Source organism: Massilimicrobiota sp. An142, from assembly GCF_002160725.1.
Taxonomy (GTDB): Bacteria; Bacillota_I; Bacilli_A; order Erysipelotrichales; family Coprobacillaceae; genus Allocoprobacillus; species Allocoprobacillus merdigallinarum.
Map to the genome: position 1 here is coordinate 1 of NZ_NFLD01000037.1, position 25634 is coordinate 25634.

General features: G+C 27.9%; 21 protein-coding genes, 1 tRNA gene and 1 pseudogene. 3 read left to right on the plus strand and 20 right to left on the minus strand.

Annotated elements, in window-relative coordinates:
• Positions 1-464: 464 nt before the first annotated feature.
• Positions 465-540: transfer RNA gene (locus B5E87_RS12815), tRNA-Lys, on the minus strand.
• Between the two features lie 104 nt (positions 541-644).
• Here B5E87_RS12815 and B5E87_RS12820 point away from each other — a divergent pair.
• A complete protein-coding gene (locus B5E87_RS12820; RefSeq protein ID WP_241147183.1) occupies positions 645-2159 on the plus strand; it encodes an HAD hydrolase-like protein in 1515 nt (504 codons plus the stop codon).
• A complete protein-coding gene (locus tag B5E87_RS12825) occupies positions 2143-2664 on the plus strand; it encodes a phosphatase PAP2 family protein (RefSeq protein ID WP_087245440.1) in 522 nt (173 codons plus the stop codon). The genes B5E87_RS12820 and B5E87_RS12825 overlap by 17 nt, the downstream gene beginning before the upstream one ends.
• A 65-nt stretch (positions 2665-2729) precedes the next feature.
• Here B5E87_RS12825 and B5E87_RS12830 read toward each other — a convergent pair whose 3' ends face one another.
• From B5E87_RS12830 to B5E87_RS12850, 6 genes and pseudogenes are all read right to left on the minus strand, one after another.
• Positions 2730-3455: a CPBP family intramembrane glutamic endopeptidase gene (locus tag B5E87_RS12830; protein WP_087245442.1), complete on the minus strand. Its 726-nt coding sequence runs from the start codon at positions 3453-3455 to the stop codon at positions 2730-2732.
• Positions 3448-4323, minus strand: a complete 876-nt coding sequence (locus B5E87_RS12835) for a DUF975 family protein (protein ID WP_087245444.1) — start codon at positions 4321-4323, stop codon at positions 3448-3450. The genes B5E87_RS12830 and B5E87_RS12835 overlap by 8 nt, the downstream gene beginning before the upstream one ends.
• Before the next feature lie 39 nt (positions 4324-4362).
• A complete protein-coding gene (locus B5E87_RS12840; protein WP_087245446.1) occupies positions 4363-4695 on the minus strand; it encodes a type II toxin-antitoxin system PemK/MazF family toxin in 333 nt (110 codons plus the stop codon).
• 131 nt (positions 4696-4826) lie between these two features.
• Positions 4827-5219 (minus strand): glycerol-3-phosphate cytidylyltransferase, encoded by a 393-nt coding sequence (tagD, locus tag B5E87_RS15485; RefSeq protein WP_224762513.1) that lies wholly within the window; start codon positions 5217-5219, stop codon positions 4827-4829.
• Positions 5220-5297: 78 nt separating this feature from the next.
• Positions 5298-6293: pseudogene (locus B5E87_RS15490) on the minus strand (NAD(P)H-dependent glycerol-3-phosphate dehydrogenase); the annotation flags it as partial.
• The gene (locus tag B5E87_RS12850) at positions 6277-7389 is read right to left on the minus strand and encodes a CDP-glycerol glycerophosphotransferase family protein (RefSeq protein ID WP_087245450.1); all 1113 of its coding nucleotides are present in this window, start codon (positions 7387-7389) and stop codon (positions 6277-6279) included. The pseudogene B5E87_RS15490 and the gene B5E87_RS12850, both read right to left, overlap by 17 nt.
• 403 nt (positions 7390-7792) lie before the next feature.
• On the opposite strand from B5E87_RS12850, the gene B5E87_RS12855 reads away from it, so the two are divergent.
• The gene (locus tag B5E87_RS12855) at positions 7793-9127 is read left to right on the plus strand and encodes a hypothetical protein (protein ID WP_087245452.1); all 1335 of its coding nucleotides are present in this window, start codon (positions 7793-7795) and stop codon (positions 9125-9127) included.
• Between the two features lie 109 nt (positions 9128-9236).
• Here the strand turns inward: B5E87_RS12855 and B5E87_RS12860 are convergent, their stop codons facing one another.
• The 13 genes from B5E87_RS12860 to pyrF form a co-directional block, all read right to left on the minus strand.
• A complete protein-coding gene (locus tag B5E87_RS12860) occupies positions 9237-10133 on the minus strand; it encodes a nucleotidyltransferase family protein (RefSeq protein WP_087245455.1) in 897 nt (298 codons plus the stop codon).
• Between the two features lie 57 nt (positions 10134-10190).
• Entirely contained in the window at positions 10191-12575 is a 2385-nt protein-coding gene (locus tag B5E87_RS12865; RefSeq protein ID WP_087245457.1) for a glycosyltransferase, read from the minus strand.
• Positions 12559-14955: a CDP-glycerol glycerophosphotransferase family protein gene (locus B5E87_RS12870; protein ID WP_087245459.1), complete on the minus strand. Its 2397-nt coding sequence runs from the start codon at positions 14953-14955 to the stop codon at positions 12559-12561. Before B5E87_RS12870 ends, B5E87_RS12865 begins: the two co-directional genes overlap by 17 nt.
• Positions 14956-15170: 215 nt before the next feature.
• Entirely contained in the window at positions 15171-16118 is a 948-nt protein-coding gene (locus tag B5E87_RS12875) for a glycosyltransferase family 2 protein (protein ID WP_087245461.1), read from the minus strand.
• Positions 16111-16509 (minus strand): GtrA family protein, encoded by a 399-nt coding sequence (locus B5E87_RS12880; protein ID WP_087245463.1) that lies wholly within the window; start codon positions 16507-16509, stop codon positions 16111-16113. Before B5E87_RS12880 ends, B5E87_RS12875 begins: the two co-directional genes overlap by 8 nt.
• Positions 16481-18337, minus strand: coding sequence for a DUF6020 family protein (locus B5E87_RS12885; RefSeq protein ID WP_087245465.1), 1857 nt, complete (start codon positions 18335-18337; stop codon positions 16481-16483). Before B5E87_RS12885 ends, B5E87_RS12880 begins: the two co-directional genes overlap by 29 nt.
• Entirely contained in the window at positions 18334-18726 is a 393-nt protein-coding gene (gene tagD, locus B5E87_RS12890) for a glycerol-3-phosphate cytidylyltransferase (RefSeq protein WP_087245467.1), read from the minus strand. The genes B5E87_RS12885 and tagD (B5E87_RS12890) overlap by 4 nt, the downstream gene beginning before the upstream one ends.
• Positions 18723-19808: an acyltransferase family protein gene (locus B5E87_RS12895; RefSeq protein WP_158095619.1), complete on the minus strand. Its 1086-nt coding sequence runs from the start codon at positions 19806-19808 to the stop codon at positions 18723-18725. Before B5E87_RS12895 ends, tagD (B5E87_RS12890) begins: the two co-directional genes overlap by 4 nt.
• Before the next feature lie 57 nt (positions 19809-19865).
• On the minus strand, positions 19866-22313 hold the full coding sequence (locus B5E87_RS12900; protein WP_087245471.1) for a glycosyltransferase: 2448 nt from the start codon (positions 22311-22313) through the stop codon (positions 19866-19868).
• A 17-nt stretch (positions 22314-22330) separates the two neighbouring features.
• The gene (locus B5E87_RS12905) at positions 22331-23143 is read right to left on the minus strand and encodes an ABC transporter ATP-binding protein (protein WP_087245473.1); all 813 of its coding nucleotides are present in this window, start codon (positions 23141-23143) and stop codon (positions 22331-22333) included.
• A gap of 12 nt (positions 23144-23155) precedes the next feature.
• Positions 23156-23968, minus strand: a complete 813-nt coding sequence (locus tag B5E87_RS12910; RefSeq protein WP_087245475.1) for an ABC transporter permease — start codon at positions 23966-23968, stop codon at positions 23156-23158.
• A gap of 107 nt (positions 23969-24075) precedes the next feature.
• Positions 24076-24708 carry an orotate phosphoribosyltransferase gene (gene pyrE / locus B5E87_RS12915; protein ID WP_087245477.1) on the minus strand — a complete coding sequence of 211 codons (633 nt, stop codon included), beginning with the start codon at positions 24706-24708 and terminating at the stop codon, positions 24076-24078.
• 6 nt (positions 24709-24714) lie between these two features.
• The gene (pyrF, locus tag B5E87_RS12920; protein WP_087245479.1) at positions 24715-25425 is read right to left on the minus strand and encodes an orotidine-5'-phosphate decarboxylase; all 711 of its coding nucleotides are present in this window, start codon (positions 25423-25425) and stop codon (positions 24715-24717) included.
• Between the last annotated feature and the right edge of the window lie 209 nt (positions 25426-25634).

Sequence of the window (25634 nt, forward strand, 5' to 3'; positions counted from 1 at the left end):
TTAGAATACAATCAAATCGCAAAACGAAAACTCACTTAGAAATGGAGAGCCGTATGCATTGAAAGGTGCCCGTACGGTTCGGGAAGGGGCGAGGTCTTCTAGACTTCGCCTATTTCATAGTTAAATATCGCTAACTATAAGTTTAAACCTCTTTTCTCTTATTGTAAATACAATCAAATAAAAAAATAAAAAATCAGAACAAATCTGATTTTTTATGTGTTGTCTTTGTGTGTTAAGAGATTGGTTTTGACAACATGAGATAGTGAGAATTATTCGAAATAAGGTATACCTTTATTTCAACTATTGCATAAACAGAACTGACACTAAGATGACTTACACAATAGCCACTATCATTCTAACAAAAATAACATATATAAAAATCATTTCGATATGAAATTTATATTAATTTTATGTAAAATATAAATAAAAAAGTCCACAATAACATGCAGACTTTTATTTTCTACTGGTCTCCCCGCACGGGATCGAACCGTGGACCCTCTGATTAAGAGTCAGATGCTCTGCCAGCTGAGCTACGGAGAGATGATTAACGAATATATAATACACTAAACTTTAAGAAAAATCAAGATATTTAAATGGAATATTTACATAATATTTGATATAATGTTAAGCATAAAGGTGGTGATATGATGTATAAACAATCTATTCAAAATATTCAGCTTGCTATTCTTCCATTAGATGGAACTGTTTTTAACTTAAATAGATATAGATACAACTATACACATCATTTCTGCGAGAGTCATCATCTTAGCTATTCTCTAGATAATTTTTATCATCATCTTTCTAACATGTATGATATGTACAAAGACTGTCCTATCCAAACAATCATGAGTGAAGGACTTTTTAATGCAAAAATTGAAAGAGAAATGATGCAATATTTGACATATAAAGGTTTAAAACCAAAAGATGGGCTGTTAGAATTGATTGAATATCTACACCAAAAAAATATTCCTATTGCAATTATGTCTACTCATCGTCAAAAAGATGCCAAAACATATCTTTCTATGTGTCATCTTGATCAGAAAGTTCATTATATTATTGGTAGTGATATGGTCAGCATGCCTCTTCCTGCCACGGAAATTCTTGAAAATATAACTGAACATTTTCATATCAAACCTGAAAACACTTTAGTCATTTCTTCTTTTGAAGCTCTTAATAAAGCAAGTTGTCAATTACATATGAATGTCATTTTCTGTGAAGATTTAAAACCAGCTGGAACATATGAAAAAGAAACGTCTTATCAGACCTGTCATAATCTTTTTGAAGTTTTAAATGTGCTTTTATTTGATCGTTATAATGAAATGGATATGTATTCTGCTTTGCTTGGAATGCATAAACATATGTCTAAGCAAGAATTAGAACAAGTCAAAGATAAATGGCAAAAGGACTATCCTGATGATTCACAGTTAAATCAAATTGTGAATCAAACCTATGCATATCATTTATCCCATCTTAATGAACCTGTTGTTAAGGATGGGAGTGTCTATATGCAAAAGACACGTCCTAGAAAAACATTTCAATTTGATGATGAAAATGAACAAAAAGATTTCTTTCAGGAATCTACACCTCAAGAGAAAAAAGAAGAAGACACTTCATCTACAAAAAAACAAACTTTTTCTTCATTAAATAAACAGGAAGAAGAGGAACTCACTGCTCTACTTTCACAAATCAATTATAAAAATCATTCTCCTGTTATTCATGAAGAACAAACAGATGAATCTCAAATTGATATCACAGATGATGAAGAAGATAGTGATACATCTTTTTCGTGGTTAAATCTTGTTTTTAATTTTATTTATATTGTTGCAACTTCATTTTTGATTATTTTTGTAGGAATTATTGTTTATATTGCTTTTATTCCTCAATTTGAAAATGATCAGGGGTTCTTCCATATTTTAGCTCTTCTATTTCAAGGATATTATAGTATAATAGAGGCTTGCTTTAAGGTATTCTTTAACAGTTTGCATACTATTATACCTATGATACCATCCTACCAGGATTACCTTATGCATAATCAGATGTTTTCTTTAGATGGTGTTCAACTTTTCAATATTTTTATTTTTCAGATTATTCTTATTAGTTTTATCAAAATCATTATTTATATTTTAAGGAGAGATTCCAATAATGAAGACTATTCTTAATCAAATCCATCGTTTGGATTTACGTGTATCTTTTTTCATGATCAGTTTGTATCACCATCATGTACTTAACCGCATTATGAAGTTCATCAGTTCATGTGGTGATTTTGGTATTATATGGCTTATTATTATTTTATTAACCAATGTAATTCCTGCAGCCCGTTCCATGTCTATTCATATGCTGATGGCATTGATTGTTTCTGCGCTTATTGGACAAATTTCTATCAAATCTCTTATCAAAAGAAAACGTCCATGTCATCTGTATCCCGAAGTTCAATTACTTGTTCCAACTCCAAATGACTCATCATTTCCTTCTAGCCACACAACCTCTTCTTTTGCATGCAGCACTATTCTTTTTCTTTTTTTCCCTACATATGGTCTGTTTGCTTATCTTTTTGCCTTTTTTATTGGTTTATCTAGAATTTATTTATTTGTCCATTTTTTGAGTGATGTTATTTGTGGTATGATTTTAGGAATCAGCATTGGAATTCTTATTTATTTGATGTAGGCAACCCTTTGGGGGTTGCTTTTTTTGTATGAAAAAAGGTTTTTGACTTTTCAAAAACCTTAACACTACAATAACACTAAACACATCGAAATGATATTATTCATCATATGCGATAAAATAGGAACATATATATTATTTTGTTTTTCATATAAATAACTTAATGCAAATCCCATCAATCCATAAGAAAAAATTTGTACCCATTCTAAAAGATTGCCTGCAAAAACAGCTGACATAATATGAATAAAACCAAATATAAAGGCTGAAATCAAATGTGCCATCTTTGGATTCCATTCATAAATCCATCCAAAAACAATCCCTCTAAATAACATTTCTTCCACAATAGGTGCCAATATACATGATACAAAAATCATAATCACTGGATAGGAAGTTGTGATAGATTCAATTAACTGCTGATTTTCACTTGTCTGATTTCCACCTAATGCCAGTGTCAGCAATCCACCAATAATTTGACAAACATAAATCAATAAAACACCTACAATACAACCATAAAACAAATTGTTTTTGATATTTTTCTTAAAATCTTTAAACTGTTCAATCATACTATCTTTCAATAACCAGCCAGCTAAAACCAATAAGATCAAATCAAAAATAAGATTTAAATAAGCATTTAATTGATTATAATCAAACTGAATATGAAATTGTAAAATAATAAATTTAAACAGAGCACTCAAAATCAATGAACCACAATACATATAAAGTGGTAGAATCACTAAAATAAACATCCATTTCACTTGAGTTGGCACTCTTCTACTAAAATGTTGATTAAACATGATTTTCATCTCCACCGTATGTCTGATGATGATCATAACGATAATATGCTAATTCTTCAAAGAAAATAGCTTTTGATAATTGATAACGTGGTAAATAAGTATAAACCCCAATAATACCTGTAATAATAGCACTTATTAAAGCGCCTAAAATAGGTAAAAACATCAATAATCGATTTAATCCCATTTGAATAATCATCAATCCAAGAATCCATCCTAAAAATGAAAGATTTAATTTAATATAATCAAAAATATGTCCTTTCATAAAACGATAAGATTCTTTAATAGCCATTAAATTTGTCATTTGATATCTTTCAAGTAAATATGGAACTGCAAACAAATAAGAAGATATCACAAACACAATAACAATCATAAGCATATAAAACAATATAAATGCAGCTAAAAGTGATGGTGATTGACTGAAAATACTCAATAATACTTGTGTATAATTTCCTGATAATGATATTTCATTAGCAAAACTATCTAATTGAATTCCTGATAAAAAAGCACCAAAAATCATCATTAAAATAAACATAGCAGCAAAAGTAATAAAAAATAAAACAATGTTATTCAATAAATATGTAGAAAACAATCCTTTAAATCTTTTAAACCCTACAAGAGCATCATCATCAGATAATAATGAAGATTGATTTCTAACCATTTTTAATGAACTGACAACATATCCATGTGAAACAGCAATAAAAGCAAGACTTATTATGATATAAATTATGCGTGATAATATATCATGTCCTGTACTAAATAAAGTTGGAATCAATTCCAACAATACTAATATCATAAGAATACGTATATATTGTTGCTTATCAACACTCAACAGTTGATTGGCTCTTTCTTTAATCTTTCTAATATTCATCTATATCACTCCTTAATTGCAACCATTATATCATATCTCTTATTTAATGTCTAAACTTGTTTTAATGGCCGAATTTACTTTATCCATCAAGGATTCTGACAAGACTCCTAAACGTTCATCTATTCTTTTTTTATCAATTGTTCGTATCTGTTCTAACAAGATGACTGATTTCTTTTCTAAAAATGGTGTTTCAATAATCACATGTGTTGGTAAATCATTTTTTGTCATTCTTGAAGAAATAGGTGCTACAATCACCGTCGTCGAATATTTATTTCCTTTATTGTTTTGTAAGATTAATACGGGTCTATATCCACCTTGCTCACTTCCTATAACTGGCGATAAATCTGCATAATAAATTTCTCCCCTATTCATAATGTCCTCCTATCATACAACTAATATATGAATAGAAAAAGAATTTAGAACAAAAGATAAAAACATAATGATATATAAAAAGTCCACTATCAGTGAACTTTTTAACTTTATAACATCAATGTTCATGCATTTTATTCATGTAAATCTTTTTTTATACGCGATGTTGAAATTTCAGGCGTTCTAGGCAAATAAACGACTTCAACACCTTGATCACGTAAATAATCAAACTGTCCTTCCCAATCGTCACCCATTACAAAAACATCAATATGATACTGCTGACAGTCTTCCTTCTTTTGATCCCAGTTTTCTTCAGGTATAACAAGATCAACATATCTCATAGCCTCTAGTAAAGATTTTCTCTCGGCATAACTAAAATAACACTCTTTATGCTTTTGTAATTTAACAAATTCATCTGTTGATAAAGCAACAATAAGATAATCACCTAAAGCTTTTGCACGTCTTAATAAATTGATATGTCCATAATGCAAAAGATCAAATGTTCCATATGTAATGACTCTTTTCATTTTTACACCCCTTTGATTTTTCATTTCTCTATTTTCATGAACAAGTTCTAATATTGAAAAAGGAATTTCAGATTTACTTTTTCTCTGGAATAATCTTTGAACCGATAATTGTGGTTCCAAACCAAATTTCACAACATCATATACCGCTCTAATGATTGGCAATTCAACATGATAACGAGCACTTAAAAGATTGGCAGCATCTAACGCATTAATTCCTTCAACAACCATTCCTACTTTTTTAATGGCTTCATTCACTTCATATCCTTGGCCAATATATGTTCCACATTGATTATTACGACTATTTTGACTTGTACATGTGACAACTAAATCACCTAACCCTGCCAGTCCATAGAAAGTATGAATAGAACATCCCATAGCAATTCCTAAACGTGATATTTCATGAATTCCTCTTGTCACTAAAGCTGCAATCGCATTATCTCCATAACCTAAACCATGAGAAATACCAGCTGCTAAAGCGATAATATTTTTCATAGAACCACAAACTTCTACACCTTTAATATCTTTATTTGTATAAACACGCATAAAAGAACTCGTAAATATATCCTGAACCTTTTGGGCAACCAATTCATCTACTGAAGCTGATACAATAGTAGATGGTAAACCTATTGAAACTTCTTCTGCATGAGTGGGTCCAGATAAAGCAACAATATGACCATATTCAAAATCCATCTGATCTTGAATTTCAGAATAAATGATTTCTGACATTGTCATTAATGTTTGAGCTTCCATTCCTTTTGCGACATCAACAATAATATGTTCAGGTTTTAAGTATGGAATTATTTTTCTCGTTGTTTCTCTTACAAAAATAGATGGAACAGCCATAACAATAACTTCTACATCATCTAAAGTATCCGATAAATCACAGGACAATTGTATAGATGAAGAAATGATTGCATCTTTTAATTTAGGATGTTTATGATTTTTTTGAATATATTCAATTTCTTCAGGAATCGCTGACCATGCTTTCACACAATGTTTTTCACTTAACATGTTTGCAAGCGCTATTCCCCATGTTCCAGTTCCAATAATTGCTATTTTACTCATTGTTATCATTCTCCATTTCACATAATTTTTCCACCAGTTCTACAACACGTAATGTACTATGACCATCCTGAATTTCAAAAAACTGATTCTTCATTTTTTGAAGCAGATCTTCATCAACATGATAAGTTTGTAATGACTGTACAACGTCTTCTTCACAATAACAAACTGGATAACCTAAATCCCTCACATCTACAAATACCCCTAAATCTTGACAATACTGCTCATAATCAGGAATATAGAAAAGCATCGGTTTCTTTAAAATCATAAAATCAAAAACAATAGATGAATAATCCGAAATCAAATAATCACTTATACAAAATAATTCATGTGTATCTTCATGATTCATATTCAAAATACGATTATCTTTTTGTAAATGATAATTTCCCATTAAAGGATGAAATTTATATATCAGCACAAAATCATCACTTAACTGATTCATCACTTTTTGAGCATCAAAATGAATCGCTGAAAATCCTTTATATATATTCCCTCTAAAAGTCGGTGCATACAAAATAATCTTCTTATTTTTCAGCATTGGATATTTTTGATAAAGTTTTTCTTTCGTTTCATCAATCCATTGTTGATGAAATAATTCATCAGTTCTTGGCATTCCCACAGGCAAGACTTGTTCTTGTTGAACACTAAATGCTTGACTATATGCTTCCTTCCAATAAGATGAAGTTGTTAAAACATAGTCATAATTAGAAATAGGATACTGACGTTCAATCACATTACCAAATTTCTTTATAGCTCCACAAGCATGCCATACCTGAATCACTTGTACCCCGCTTCTTTTAAAATGTGAAACCACATAGTTATTATCATGTAAAAAAATAATTTTTGATGTATATACATAATACAATTGTTTCATACAATTGATAAAATATAAAAACTGTCCCCCTAAATTCTTCTTGTAATGAATGAGACATAAACGCACATCATATTTTTCTAGTGGCAATTGTTGATAAATCTTTAAAAAATCAGATGTCAAATGATCATCTTCTAAAGATATAAAAGTGATTCTGTTATTGTGAATCTTAAAAAATGAAATAAAAAAAACTTCAATTTTTAATACTATATTTAAAATAATCTTCTGTAATCCCATATTCAATCTCCTATGGCTCTATTTTAACATCTTTTTGTGCATTAAAAAAGAGGATATCAACAAATCAATGTCATTAAGTATCTCATTTTGGTTTTTATATGAATATTAAAAATTTTCATTTCAATATTTATTGGATTCGTTACTAATAAAAATTTTCATTTAATAATAATGTATAAATGCCATCACATCCAATAACATAACTCATAAAGAACGTTAATGAAAAAGCATCATTTTATCCCATAATACACTTTAATAGCTATTAGCTTACCGTGGTATCAATTCACACTATATAGATATAAATGTAAAGATATTTCCAACTTTCTACTCAAATAGTATTGACAAAAACACTATGAGATGAGTATCCTAAAGAATGGGAATGTGATACCAATGAAGGAGGAAAAGTATGAAAAAAATAATACAGATAGGAACAGCAATCATGATGACATTTGTCATGACTGGTTGCCAAAAGGAAGAAATGACTTTAAAAGTAAAAGAATTTAATGTGGAATATGGTGAGAATATTCCTACAGATGTGAAAAATTATTTGGGCAACAGTGATGAATTTATGAAAAATACAGAAATCTCAGGTATACCAGAAAATGAAAAAGGAAAGACATATCCAGCAATTGGGCAATATGAACTAAAACTTGTTAATGAGAAAATGCAAGAAAAAGTAACAGTCAATGTACAAGATACAACAGCTCCAGTATTTACAGATAAAAATACAACTGTAACTATTGAAAACGGAAAGAAAATAGATACAAAAATTTTTAAAGTTCAAGATTTATCTGAAGTTAAAATAACAATTAATGATAGTCAAATTGACTATACTAAAGCTGGAGATTATATCGTTAAAGTAAAAGCAACTGATAAATCAAATAATTCAACTGAGAAAGAAGTTAAGTTAACTATCAAAAAGAAAGAAACAAAAACGAATACTGAAAATTCATCCACTACAAAAAATACTCCATCCAGCAAAACATCAAAGACATCTGGAAGCTCAAATACTTCTCATAAAACAAGCACAAAAGGAAATCAATCATCTAACTCTACAAGTCAAAACAATGGATCTTCTAGTAGTTCTGGAAATAATAGTGACAACTCATCCCATAATTCAGGAAATTCTAGTTCATCATCACAGAAACACTGGATATCAAATTTAAATGTTGCTAAAAACTATTCTAAAATTATGATCGCATCAGCACCATCTAGCTCATCTCGTCAAGGAACATTTACTTATTATCAAAAAGTTAATGGAGATTGGAAAGAGGTTATGAAGACAACTGCTCACTTTGGTAAGGCTGGAGTAGGGACAGGAAGTGAAAGTAGTACAAAAACACCTATTGGCCAGTATACATTTACAAAATTAATGGGAATATCTCCAAATCCAGGGACAAATCTAGCTTATCATCAAATTGATAGTAATGATTACTGGTGTGGAGAAACATTATACAATCAATTTGTAGATGAAGATGTTACTGAACATCATTGCAGCAAGAAAAATGATGAACATTTAATTGATTATTCTTCTTCGTATAAGTATGCTGCAGCCTTTAGCTATAATACATCTAATATAAAAGGAAAAGGGTTTGCATTTTTCCTTCATTGTGCAAATAGTATCCATTACACAGGAGGATGTGTAGCAATTCCAACTTCTCAGATGAAGAAAGTTATGCAGGCTATTGATGGTAATACAGTATTTATAATTGATTTAGAAAGTAACATTACAAATTATTAAAAAACTTTTAGAAATCAAATAAAAAAAGATTGATTATGTAAAAATGTGTAAGTCGAGCTATACGCTTGTAACTTACACATTTTTTTCATTCTTCGAAAAATAAGATTATTTATAGTTTTTGAGGATATACTCCCTTTTCTACTAATAACTGGATATTTTCTTTTACATAATCTTTATCTTCTTTATATGTCACTCCAAACCATTCATCATGTGATTTTAATGCTGTGACTTCTGCTTCATTGTTATGTAACATATCTCCTATGATTGTTGGTAACAGATATTCTGCTTTCAAGTTATCTGATGGTGTTTCTTTTAAGAAATCATTGAATCCCTGTTCTAGCATTTCTATGAACTCTGGATATAATCCCCACATATTCATAGATACTGCTGAATTGAGATCTATCTCTTTTCCTTCTACAACTGCTTTTCCATTAATTTTTTCTATATTATGTGTTTCCACAATATCTATCAGCTTATCATTTGCAATCTGGCAGATTCCTCTTGTCACTCCTCCATTATCACTGAGTGTATTCTTTAAGATAAAACCTACCATGCATATTGGCATTGGATTCTTTGGATGTTTTTCTGTTAGATATTGATATGCTTTTTTATAAGCTTCCTTTCCATAATAATCATCTGCATTGATCACTAAAAATGGTTCATTGACTAATCCTTGACATGCCAGAATGGCCTGTCCTGTACCCCAAGGTTTTGTACGTCCTGCAAACTTATCTTTATATTCTTCAGGAATGTTATCGACTTCCTGAAAAGCATATTCAACATGAACTTTCTTTTTCATTCTCTGTCCAATGATTTCATCAAAGTCTTTTTCCAAATCTTTTCTAATAACAAAGACAACTTTATTAAAACCAGCTTCTAAGGCATCATAGATAGAATAATCCATAATGATTTCACCATTAGGTCCTACTGGTTCTAATTGCTTGATTCCTCCACCAAATCGACTTCCTATTCCTGCCGCCATGACGACAAGCGTTACATTATTCATTATATTCAACTCCCTTAATTGATTTCTACTATAATAACAAAATGATTATATCTTACTTTACTTAGATTTTTCATCTATTAAAGAATAAAACTGCTCTATTGCTTCTTGATTATATTGTTGATAATCAACATCTATGATCTCTACTTTTCTATGATATAAATCAAGCATTCCTTGATAAATACCATCCGTATTATTTGGATAGATGCATCCTTTATATTTTTTCATAAAACCTCTTGCCCCTACAATATCAGTTGATATTATTGGAATATTCAAAATATTAGCTTCAGCTAATACCAAACCAAATCCTTCATAAAATGAAGATAAAACAAAACCGTCACACTGTTTTACTAATGGTAAAGGATTTGATAAATTCTTAACCAGAAAAACACATTCATTCAGTCCATATTCATTAATTTTCTTCATAAGCGAAGAATATAATTTTCCATAACCTCCAATAATTAATAATTGAGTATCTGGTAATTGTTGATGGACTTGTTTAAATGCTTCCAACAATCTAAAATGACCTTTTTCTTTAGAAAAACGCCCAACATTCACAAAAGTGAAACAAGAATTATTCATCTTCTGGATAAATAATTGTTTATCAACACTTATTTCAGAGTGATCATCAAAGGTCATCTCTTGCTTACCTTTATTTTCTATTGTCTTATAATCAATAATATTTTCACATACAACAATATTATCTGATTTATGGCTAATTGCTATAGTGGAATCCTTAATGCCTTCACTCACAACAGCAACATTATCATAATGTTGATAAGCATATTCCAATGTCCATGGATGCTGATTATTTTTGTTTTTCATTTCTTGAATCATATCACTATGTACAAAGATTGTTTTTTTGCATTGAAATTGGCAAAAAAGCCAAATATTCAAAAAAACATATCCACGAAAATTAATAACATGATCAACATGCATGCCATTATACAAACGTTGCTTCTCATATTGAAGAATATGATTCATGATTTTATTGGACTTATAACGAGGTATCAATCTAAAATAATATAACCCTAAATATATAAACTGTAAAAAAGATACAACCATTTTGCCAGAATGGGGATAATAAGAAACATAATTTGGCAAAGCATGAATAAAACTTTCACCTTCTTTAGCATTATGTGCTGTCATAGAAATAATAATATTATATTTCTCACTATCCATATAATTTAATAAGTTAATTAATGAAGTTGTAATTCCATTATTAACCATACGTCCCGCAAAAATAAGAACATTTTTCTTTCCATTTTTTTGAGCTTTGACTTCAACAATAGAATTATTTTGAAACAAAACATGCTGACATAATTGCCTTGTTGTCATATAAGATTCAAGATGACAATATGTTTTCATAAAGGATTCATTTGAATAATAATCTGAATTATTGATTTCATTTATTAATTGTTTAACATTGTATGTTTTTACAAAAGGTAATTCTTGTAAATCAAGGTAAAGTCCTCTTTCATGAACATATTCTTTTTCATCAGGAACATATAAAATAATTTTTCTTTTTGTATTAGCAAAATCAAAAAACACACTTGAATAATCTGTTATTAAACAATCAGCAACATTTAAAAAATCATATGTTTCAAACTGCTTTGGAAACATTTTTATATGTTGATATTGTGAAAAATCAATATAGGATGTCATAAAAGGATGAAGATTTACATACATGACTTGATAATCATTCAAATTCTTATCTATACTCTTTAATAAATCTTCCATAAAATCAATTTCATTATGAACTTGTCCTACTATTCCCCTCCATGTAGGCATATATGCAATAATTTGTTTATTACCAAACTCTAACTGCTCTCTTATTTTATTTCTACGATCATTATCAAAAAAAACAGAATTTCTAGGATATCCACATTTTAAAAATTTTCCATCATATATTTCATTCAACATATAACTTTCTGTTAATTTTTGTTGAGTATAATCATTAGGTGCAAGTATGTAATCAGCAGTTAAAAAATTTTTTTGAATATTTCCAATCTTAAACCTATCATTTTTTACATCTTTTCCTAAAGTTTTTAATGGTGTACCATGCCATGTATTTACATATATCTGTTCAGGCTTTTTAATAAAAAAAGTTAAAAATGATGTATCATTGAAAATATATTTTGCAGCAGATAATTTGATATAATATTGTTTACTTCCTAACTCAACTAACTGAATCTTTTTTAAACCATAATTGTTTAGCAAGTTTACAAAGTCTTCTTTTCTTTCTTTTGAATAAGAAAGATATATTTCATAATTATCATATAATGAAGAATTTAACTCTTTAGCAATATAGAAAATATTTCCATTTAAATTCTTTCCTTGTTGAGATTCTAAAAATATATAATTGTCTTTAACACAAGACTTCTTCCAATACTTCACATAAGACTGTCTATGCCATAAATAAATCAACTTATTTATTATTTTCATATTCTTTCACCTTTTCATCATGAGATAATAATAATTCAAACTCTTTAATAGCTTCTTGATTGTATTCCTCAAAATTAATATCCATAACCGAAACTTTACCATCTAACATAAGTTGCATACCATCAATAATCCCTTGTTTAGAATTATCTACTAACAAACCATTATATTTTTCCATAAATCCTCTAGGACCAGGTATATTTGTAGAAAAAACAGGAAGTCCTAAAATATTGGCTTCTGCCAAAACCAAACCAAAACCCTCATAAAAAGAAGATAAGACAAAATAATCACATTTTTTTAGAATAGCATATGGATTAGATACAGATTTTATAATAATGATATTTTCTCTACTTGTTAATGTATCAGCAAAATCAATTGTTTGTTGAAACATTTCTCCATGACCACCAATAATTATTAAATATATATTCTTCTTCTCTTTATAAAGTTCATCAAAACTTTCTATTAATCTTTGATGTCCTTTTTCAGATGAAAAACGTCCTACGGTAACAAATTTTTTATCATCTGTATTCAATATTTGGTTTAACTTTTCCAAAGAAATATTGGATTGGGTATCTTGATCAAAGCTTATTTCTTTATAAGAAAAATCTAATATTTTTTTATAATCTATAATATTTTTAGCAACATAAATACGATTATTATCATGACAAAAAGTGAGTGTTGGTTCACGCATATCTTCTGTCACTATAGCAACTTTATCATAATGATTATAAGCATATTTTAAAACTTGGGGATGTTGATTTCGACGCTCTTTGATTTCACTAATCATATTACTGTGTACATAGATAATACGTTCTGTATTAAATCTTGCAAACATTAATTCGTATTTAAAATCATATCCATTATACTGAATAACATGTGAAAAAGGAATGTTTCCAAAACATCTTTTTATTTCATTTTTAAATATATAATCAAAGAGGGGTAAATCAAATTGTTTAAAAGATTTTATTCTTCTTGACATAAGCAAAAAACATTTTTGAAATAATGAAGCATTCATCATTCCAAGCATTGGAATATATCGTACATTATCAGGTAAATTTAGCAAAGTCTCTTTATAATTTTTCACACTTGATGAATTAAATGTAATATAATAATTATATTTTTGTGTATCAACATTTTTTAAAAGATTAAACAAAGCAGTTGTAATACCATTCTTTGCTAAATTCCCAGCATAAATGAGAATATTTTGTTTTTGATTATTATAAACTGGTACCACATTAATTTTACCATTTTTATAAAAAATATATTTTAAAAGAGATGATGTTGCCATGCCATTATCATAAGGACAATACATTTTTAAGAATTCTTCATCATTATATTCTTTTGAAGAATTGATTTCTTTTACTAAATTCTCAACATTATTAACAATTGGAAATGGCAAAGATTCTAAATCTATATATAACCCTCTATCTCTTTGATATTCTTCCAAATCATAAGTAAATAGAATTATTTTATTTCTAGTATTTGCATAATCAAAGAATACACTAGAATAATCAGTTATTAATTGATCACTGAGATTCAAAACATCATATGTTTCATATTCATTAGGAAATGGCATAATATGAATAAACTCATCATAATTAATCACATCATTTATAAACGGATGTAAATTGACCATCAAAATTTGATGTTCGTTTAATCTTTGATCAATTTTTCTTAAAATATTTTTTAAAGTTGATATTTCATCTTGAATATGTCCAACAACACCTCGCCAAGTTGGCATATAAGCAATAATTTCTTTTTGATTTAAATGATATTTATCTATAATTTCTTGTTTTTTTGATTGAAAAAAAACATCATTTCTTGGATACCCATGCAATATACATTTTGCATCACAAATATTTTCTAACATATAATCTTCTATCATGTGATTCATCATATATTCATTAGGATATAATAAATAGTCTGCAACAAAAAAGTTCTTCTGTATGTTTCCAATAGCATGAAATCCACTATGATCTTTTTTACCTAAATTTTTTAGAGGTGTGCCATGCCATACATTCAATAAAATTTGACCTTCTTTTTTAATAAAATTAGGAATAAAGCTTGTATCAGTAATCAAATACTGAGCAGAAGATAAAATTTTAAAATATTTCACACTTTCAACAATTACTAATTCAGGGTTTAGAGAATATTGTTTTAATAATAAAGTATATTTATTTACAGACTTTTCATCTACTGATAAAAAAACTTTATAACTTTCATATTCTTTATTATTCATCAGCTCTTTTAATATATAAAAAATATTTCCATTTAAGTTCTTTCCTTTTTGTGATTCCAGTAAAATAGTTTTCTCTTTTATTGGTGTCTTTTCATATATAGATAAATATCTTGTTTTATTATAATATTTCATATATTTATTCAACGATAAAACCTCCAAATCTATATATTATTTTAACATTTTGCTTTAAAAGAGCAAGATAAATATTTTATGACATACAGTTTCATTTTAAATAAGATAAGAAAACCCAATCAATATGATTGGGTAACGAGCTAAACTTTAGCTTTATTTATAAACAAATACACTTTTCATATAATTGTGTTATATGATGAACATATTTAATCACATGGTTCATAAAATCAGACTGACTGTTTTAACAATTTTTTCTTTACATCTGATACATATTTTAATTGACTTTCAAAATCTTGTTTATTCTTTTGAGTCATTGTTTGTAAAATAAGTCCTGAGAAAAATGAAATAATAGCAGCAATTGCAATAAAACCACTAACAATTAATGTTGGAAAATTTGGTACAAGACCAATATGAAAATATGTAATTAATATTGGAATAAATAATATTGCTGAAATTATAGCTAAAATCAATGCAATTAATCCAAAAAATCCAAATGGCTTATAAGTTCGATATAATCTCATAATCATAAATATAACTTTTAGACCATCTGAATATGTATTTAATTTACTTTCACTACCTTGTGGTCTATCACGGTAATTAACAATAACATTTTTAACAAACATATTCTTATCTATTGCATGAATAGTCATTTCCGTTTCTATTTCAAAACCTTTAGATAAAACAGCAAATGTTTTTACAAACTCATAACTAAATGCTCTATAACCTGTCATAATATCTTTAATATCACTTTTAAATAAGAAATTAATAGATTTTCTAACTATAGAATTTCCAAAATTGTGAAATGCTCTTTTATTCTCATTGAAATATGTAGATGACAATCTATCACCAACAACCATATCTGCATTTTGATTTAATACACAATCAACCATTTCTCTTGCATTTTCAGCTGGATAAGTATCGTCACCATCAATCATTAAATAACATTGTGCATCGACTTCTCTAAACATACGTCTAATAACATTTCCTTTACCTTGTTGATGCTCATATCTAACTATTGCTCCTGCCTCAGCAGCAATTTTAGCAGTATCGTCTGTTGAGTTATTATCATATACATATATAGTCGCTTCAGGTAACGCTTGACGATAATCCTCAACAACTTTTTTTATAGTAATACTTTCATTATAGCATGGTATAAGAACAGCTATTTTATCCATTTGACTCCCTCTTTTCTAAAAATAATTTTCTCGTTATAAAATTATAAATCATTACAAGAAGAGTTGCAATAATTTTAGCAATCAAGTAATGAATAGACATTCCATCCACAAATACCCACATGAACAAATCATTTAAAAGCAATCCAATTACACTTAAAATAATGAACACAGAAAACACAGTTGTTCTATTTTTATTCTCATCAACATCGAAAACCCAAAATATACTCATTATATAATTAAAAATAACAGACACAATAAATGAAATTGTTGTTGAAATTAAATAATTGATGTGAAATACTTCTGTTAAAAATATCAAAATTCCATAATCAATAATAAATGCTAAGCCACCTACAACTCCAAATTTAAGAATTTGATTCAATAATTTTTTCATTGGTATTATTACTCCTCCAACATTCTTTAAAAGTTAAACCTAATAACAATGGAACCAAAAATGCAAAAGGTACACCATATCTGTAATAAGCAACAGGTCCCAAAAAACTAATAAGATAATTGAGTGCTGCAAATAAATATATGAATAAATACTTATACTTCTTATTCATCATAATTTGTATAAGACCAAAATATAATAGAAATGCTGAGAATCCCATTGTCGTTATTAATGATGTTACAGGTGCTTTGCAAATAAACTGATAAATTTTAGCCACACCTCTTCTTGGCAATCTCATAATACTAAGTTGATCAACATAGTATTCATTGCTACTACCACCAGATTTTGGATTATTGTAATAAAATTTAAAATCACGAGACGAAGAATATAAAGAATAATATGGATATGTATTGGTAAAAAACGAATCTAAATATGTAACTGGATATTCAATAAATCCATGCGCCCATACTTTTAAAAATCTTGATAACATTTCATCATCCGTTTCTACATTATATCTACCTTTAATAGAGTCAGCATGTTGAGGATTATAATATTCAGGCAAATCCTTAACATCATCAACTTGTAAAACATATTCTACACACTCTTTTTCATCTGTACTCATCCACGAATCACCATTTTCTTTAATGGTTCTCGCTAATTGCTGAAAAACAACAGAATACATTTCTCTTGGACTTCCCTCTGTAATATGAAATAGTGGAAACCCAATATGTACAATAGCCATATAAATAGCAATAACAGGAACAAAAATTTTTATACATAAAATTCTTTTTTTGCTTAAAAATATAAAAAGTAAAATAAAACTGATAAGCAAAATATAGAATCCATTATTACGTAATAAAGCTAGCAGTAAAAAAATAAAAATTGTTTTTAAAATTTGAATGAATTTAAAATCTTCTTTAATTATCCTATGGATAAATATTGTAGCCAGTATCATCACACCTGTATACAAAACATCTTTTGTCCACGTTATCATATAATAAGGTACGATAGGACATAATGCAATAAATAGTCCTCCAATAAGGAGATAAAAATCTGGTACATTCTGTTTTTTCATATATGTGAACATATACGAAAAAATCAGAGCCATTATAGTCATTTGGAAGATTGTATATAAGGACAGAGCTAATTCCATATGATGGATAAAACGTCCAATATAAGCAAACAATCCAATAAATAATGTATAAAAGACAGGTTGATGATTATTAAGAATAACTTGTGGATCAATAAGTTTAATGGTCTTAATAGTCCAACTAAATTGTGCATCACCAAAAAACTGCACAAAAGATTCATTCGCATCTGGTGTCAAAACCCCAGGCCAATATACGATAAAATAAGGAATCCAACAAATGAGGAATATAATAAAAAGTATAATAAACAAATTCTTTTTACGAAAAAATTGACAATGAAAATTCTTTATCCACTCAATAACTTTTCGATAATAAGACGTAATAATTTTATAAGTTACAAAACTATAAAAAACAATTTTGATAATATAAATAATAACTGAAAATACACTAGAAAATATCCACATCAAGCTTCCTTCTTGATGAAATATTGATCCCAATATATTCAATATGACAACAAATATTGAAAAAAACATTATCCATCTGTTTTCTGCTTTTGTTGTTTCTTTTTCTGGCATGAAATAAATAAGAATAGCCAAAAATATAAAAATACATATGTTATTAAAATGAATCAAAGTAGATAGATCAAAGAAATATTTACTTGTTGAAGATAATGTTGTCACTAATAGAGTAAGTAAACTAAAAATGATTGCTTTTAAAAATTGTGAAGAATTCAGCTTTCTCATTTGACTTGACTCAATCCTTGTTTAAGTTGTGTTGTACTTATTCCCTTTGTTCTTGGTAAATAGACAACATTACAATATTTTTCCAAAAAGTCAAATTGTCCTTTCCAGTCATCACCCATCACAAAAGTATCAATATTATATTTTTTTACATCTTCAACCTTTTGATCCCATGATTCTTCCAAAATAACTTCATCTACATATCGTATAGCTTTTACAATTTCCATTCTTTCATAATCAGGTATAACACATTTTTTCCCCTTAATTTCATTAAAAGCATCACTGCTTACAGCTACAATAAGATAATCTCCTAATTCTTTTGCACGTTTTAAAATGTTAAGGTGTCCAATATGAAATAAATCAAAAGTTCCATATGTTATAACTTTCTTCACTGTAAATTTCCTTCCCTTCTTCTAGAAAATAAGCTTAATATTCGTTTTTTCAAAGATAACATCAATTTATCATAATGCAGTGTTTTTATTAACCATTCAATAACTATAGAAACCAAAATACTTTCTATCAAAAGTACTAAAATAATAAGCCACCAATATTGAAAATGGTATGTCCAATATTCGAAATAAGTTGCTCTTATGAATGAATGCGTTAAAAATATATTCATTGAATGTTCTCCTATGAACTTTAAAACGTTATTGAGATATTTAATATCATTAACAAATTCATAACAATAATAAATAACAAACATTGGAATAAATCCATCATTAAAACTATAATATATATAATTTCCCTTACCTTGACGGAAACGAATGAAAGTTATAAAGAGAAGTGTAAGGATAATGAATTTAATCAATTTACTAATAGCTACGTTATTTGTAATATTCTTTTGTTTTAATCTTTCAAATATAAAATGATCCGCACAATATATTCCTAAAACAAACGCAAATAACCATCTTCCTAATGGGAAATATATCTCTGATACTAATTTATAAGTCACCAAAGTCAGAGGAATAATGTAGACACCTATTTTTTTATAAATAACAACAATCAATGGAAAAATCAATATGATACAAAATGCCAAACTCATATACCACCATGTAGCAATCAGCAACGGCGTTTCAAAAAAATCTGCAAAACCTAAGGCATCAATAATAAAATATAGTATTGAATAACTTCCTTTACCATAAACATTAAACTGTAATCGACTTGCAACAAAGCAAAAGATTTGACAAAATAGAAAAACAAAAAACCATTTATTCCATAATGAAAAATATCGATCTACTACATATTCTTTCAATGTATAATTTGGATTTTTCTTTAGACGATGATTATAAGAACGTATCATTCCATAACCACTTAAGAATACAAACATTCCTACACATATTTTTAAAAATGCAGCTAAGATAACCATATACTTTTCTGGAAAAGGAAAGAAAATGACACCAAATTCTTCAAATCTGCCTTTTAAAAAACAATGGTGAAATAAAAGGAATAATAAGGTAACTCCTTTTACTATCATTGTATCATCTCTTGAAAAAATCCTTCGAACTACCATAATACCCTACTCCTCTTTTTTCTACTTAAATAATTCTTCAAATTCTTGTATAGCTGTTTCATTAAACGCTACATAATCAAATGATTTTAATAGAGTAAGTTGTGTTTTTTCATACTCCTTCATTCCATCAATTAATCCCTCAACACTATCATCTACTAAATATCCATAACCCTGTTCCAAAAATTCTTTTGGACCAGTAATATTCGTCGAAATAACAGGTTTATCTAAAATTAATGCTTCCATGATAACCATTGGCAATCCTTCATAATGAGAAGATAAAACAAACACATCAGAGGCATTTAATATTGGATATGGATTACTAATAGATTTAATAATAGCAATAGCTTCTTTAGCAGGTGATGACATAACCAAATCTAATGTTTCCTCATAAGTTGGTCCATATCCACCAATAATAGTAAGATAACTGTTAGGATTCATTTGATGATACTTTTCAAATGCCCTTACTAAATTATCTAAACCTTTTTCTTTTGAAAAACGTGCAATGTTAATGAATTTAATCGTATTTTTATTAGAAAGATTCTCTTTTAACTCTTCAACAGTAATATTACATTCTGTATCTTCATCAAATACAATATCCATAGTTGCCTTATTTTGAATATTTTGATAATTATTTAAATTATGCGCAAGACAAACTTTTGAATCAGCATTTTCTCCTAATGAACCTAATAATTCCTCTTTCATAGAATCACGAATGATAACAATTTTATCAAATTCATTATAACTTTTTCTTAATGAAGGTAAGTGAATATTATCTTTCGATGCACTCTCTTTAATAAGATTATTATGTACATAAATCATTTTTACACCATCCATACATGCAAAAAGATTCATATATTTTCTCTCATAACCCGTGTAATGAATGATATAATCAAATTTCATATTTGGGTATAATCTTTGTGCTTCTCTTTTAAACAATGATTTGATCTTTTTTTGAATATATTTTGTATTAACATTAAATCTAAAATATAAAAAAGATGGAATAACTTCATTAATTCTAAAGTTTTTTTCTCCACTTTCTACAATATAATCAAAATCCTGAGCTAATTCAGCAACGGTCTTTTTATTAGGATTAACTTGATTTTTTGTAAAAGTTAAAAAATAGTTTCTTTTATCTTTATCAATATGACTTAATAAACCTTTTAATGCAGAAGTAATACCATTTTTAAACAAAGCACCTGTAAAAATAAGCACATTAGGTTTATGATCAGGATTTGGTTTAAGATCTATGACATTCAACAACTCTGATGATTGAGATTCAATCATTAATCCTAAGATATCTGGAATCGTATTTATTTGATCATAGTGAATATAATCACTTATCTCATTAAAATAATTTCTATACTCATCCACTTGATTTAAAGATTTAATGAGATCACGAGATGTATACACTTTTTCAAATGGTAAAGAATGAAAATCAATATACATTCCACGATCTTTTAAATATTCTTCTTCATCATATGCATATAAAATAATCTTTTTGCCTGTATTAGCAAAATCAAACATGACACTTGAATAATCTGTAATCAAACAATCTGCAATACTTAAAAATTCATATGTCTCATATTCATTAGGGAATTCTTTGATCTTTTCAAATTGTTCAAAATCTATTTTTAAACTTGACATGTTATGTTCTTTAACATAGACAATATAATCATTTCCTAAATTTTTATCTAATTCTATTAACATATGCATAATATAATAAAATTGTTCTGTATCATTTCTTATAGCATGAGTCCCACGCCATGTAGGCATATATACGATGACTTTTTTTCCATCTAATTCTAGACGATTTCTTAATTTTGTACGAAACTCTTCATCATAAAAAATATGATTTCTTGGATATCCATTTAATAAATATTTACCTTTATATAGCTTATCCAACATATAATCTTTTCTCAAAATGTCCAAAGTAAATTGATTAGGTGCAAGTATATAATCACACATAAAAAAATTTCTTTGTACATTTCCAATTGTCAGCATATCTTCTGTCATTGCTTTTCCTAAAGCTTTCAAAGGTGTGCCATGCCATGTATTTAAATAGACTTGTCCTTCCTTTTTTATAAAATACGTTGGAAAAGCCACATTATTTATAAGATATTTTGAACATGCTAAAGCTTTACAATATTTACGAGAATGGATACGAATGACTTTAACATTTTTAAAATTTTTGTTCTGTATATATTGTGATATATCCTTATAGTTCTTCTTAGTCGAAACCACATATTTGATCATTGATTGATATTTTTCATTTTTACATAAATATTCCAATAAATAATATGGATTTCCTGTCATACTTGTTCCAGAATAACTTTGTAGTAAAATACTTTGATTATCTATTTCTTTGGTCTCATAATATCTTGTAAAAACAAATTTGGCACGAAAAAAAGTATTATTTAAAAATTTCTTTAAATTTCTATAAATAGCATTAAAACCTTTTTTAATTTTCATACAAAATGTCAATCCTCCTAACCAAATAGTTTTCTTATGATATTGTTTTTCTTTTTAGTAGGTATCAATCTTTTTTCAAATTTTTCATCACGTTCTTTTTTCTTATCAGCATTGCTTAATGAATTATAATAATCAACATATTCAGCATAATGATTACAAACTTCTTCGATATCGCCATATTCTTTTAGCATTCCACCTTCAATCCACATAGCTGTATCACAAAAATCTCTTACCTGCGGTAATGAATGTGAAATAAAGACAATAGTTTTTCCTTGTGTTTTAAGTTCCTTCATTTTATTAATACATTTTTGGGCAAATCCCTTATCACCAACTGATAAAGCCTCATCAACAATCAAAATATCTGGATCCAAACATAAATTAATAGAGAATCCTAGCCTTGATTTCATACCACTTGAATACTTTTTAACTGGCTGATATAAAAAATCTCCAATCTCTGCAAATTCAATAACGCCTTCTGTAATTTCTTTTATTCTTTTTTTAGTTAGTCCTAATAGAGCACCTTTTAACTCAATATTTTCCAAACCAGTTAATTGCTGGTTAAGTCCTGTATTAATGGCAATTAAAGATTGCTCACCATTAACAATCATTTCACCTTCATCTATTTCACTAATACCAGCTAAAATAACTGACATAGTTGATTTTCCAGAACCATTAGTACCCAGAATACCTACAACCTCTCCTTGTGGTATCTTAAAGCTAATATCTTTTAAAGCATAAAATCTTTTACCATTTGAATTCTTTTTATCTTTTGATTTTAAACTATATATTTTCGAAACATGTTTAAACTCTATTGCATATTCTTTTTCCATGATTTACCTCACTTAAATCAAATCAATAAATTTATGTTTAAATTTATACATCATATAACTACCACATACTAGCAACACAAATGTAATCACCCAAAAAATAACAATTTGTATTCCAAAAGAAGCAATACCTTGATGATAAAAGAAACAGTCTCTATAACCCTGTACAATATAATCTATTGGATTAAACTGCATTAAAAATTTTAATAATTTATAATTTGCTAATTTTGAAGGGGCCCATACAATTGGAGTTAAATACATAAGTAATCTCATACATGCCAGTATTAACTTTCTTGTATCCCTGGCCAACATATTTAAAACTGATGTAATCATAGACAAAGATATAGAAAATATAGCGGCACAGAATAAGTAATAAATGAGACCTATCCAATGAATATTTGGATAAAATCCAAATAAAATAAATAAAAGCAATAAAACAACCATTAAACATAGATGATTAAACAATTCTTTTAAAATTACAGTTGCAGGTAATATACTTACAGGAAATTTCATTTTTGTAATAACATTAATTTTTGAATATATGGCATTACATCCATTAGTAATACAAGGAGAAATATAAAACCATACAACGATTCCTCCAAGCAGCCAACATATGTATGGTACACCATCTTGTTCGGTTCTTCCTGTCATTATTATTCCAAACACTAACCAATATGTTAAAACTTGAATAGTTGGATTAGCAAAATTCCAAAACAATCCTAATTTTGAATCACGCATATCTGCTAATAATTCATATTTTGAAATAGAATATATTCTATATAAGTTTGTAAAATTTTCTTTTAGTACATATCTCAAACTTTTAAACATATATATCCTCCTTAAAGACTTGTATAATCTCTATAGTTATACATTAAAAAGGGGAAAATTGCAACCTTAATTACATTTTATCCCCTTTTTATCTAATATTTATAATCTTATTTATTCATCCAAGATTCATCATGAGGATCTTTTTTCCATGCTTTTAGTTTTTCTAAATCAGCTGCTTCAATATATTTATGATCCACTGCAACCTGAATCAATGTATCATAGTTTGTTAATGTATGGAAACTACATTCTTTAGCAGCAAAATTCTTTGTAGAATCTGCTAAACCATATGTAAAGATCGCAACCATTCCCAAAACTTCACATCCTGCTTCTCTTAAAGCATCAACGCATTCCAATGATGAACCACCAGTTGAAATTAAATCTTCAACCACAACAACTTTCATACCTGGTTTCACTAATCCTTCAATACGATTATTTCTCCCATGTGATTTCGCTCCACCACGTACATAACCCATTGGTAAATCTAATATATCAGCTGCTAAGGCTGCATGTGCAATTCCTGCAGTTGCTGTTCCCATTAAACATTCACATGATGGATAATGTTCTTTAATTAAATTTGCTAGTCCCTGTTCAATATCATTTCTCACATGAGGATATGATAAAGTTAAACGGTTATCACAATAAATAGGTGATTTAATTCCAGATGCCCAAGTAAATGGTTCATTTGGTCTTAAAAAGACTGCTTCAATATCTAATAAATCTTTTGCTATTGTTTTTTCCATAATTCTCTACTCTCCTTGAAATTCTTTATAAACTTCTTTATATGTTGCGACTGGATCATCAGCATTTGTAATTGTTCTTCCCACAACAATATAACTTGATGTTAATTCTTTTGCCATAGCTGGTGTTGTCACACGTTTTTGATCATTGACACTATCACTAGCAAGTCTAATTCCAGGTGTGACTGTTAAAAAATCCATTCCTAAATTTTCATGAATAATTTTTGATTCTAATGGTGAACACACAACACCATCTAATCCAGCTTCTTTTGCATTTTGAGCCCATTTTAAAACAACATTTTCTAATGGTTCATGAATTAATAATTCATCATCTAAAACTTTTTGATCTAATGATGTTAAACATGTTACAGCAATACATAAAGGACGCTTTCCACCTTGTGATCCTTCATTTAAACCTTCAATAGCGGCTTTCATCATTGCAATACTTCCTGAAGCATGAACATTAACCATATCAACATCTAATTTAGCTAATTGCTTCATGGCACTTTTTACAGTATTAGGAATATCATGTAATTTTAAATCAAGAAAAATTTTATGTCCTTTTTCTTTGATCATTTTAATCATTTCAATTCCTTCACCATAAAATAATTCCATTCCAATTTTGACATACAGTTTTTCATCTTCAAACTTATCTAGAAATGCTTTCACTTCATCTTTTGTTTGAAAATCTAAAGCAATACAAATTCTACTTTCGCTCATAATTCTCCTCCAAGACATATTTTTATATATTATAGCACAAAATATAAAAAATCTATAAACAAATTCACATTTGTTTATAGATTATATCTATGGTTAATTGTAAAAGTAAATTCTACTTTAAAAAATAAAGTGGAATTTAGTCTTACGAATTTTCTTGTTATATATTATTGATTATTTGTTCCTCATTTTCTGGATTAATGATATGAATG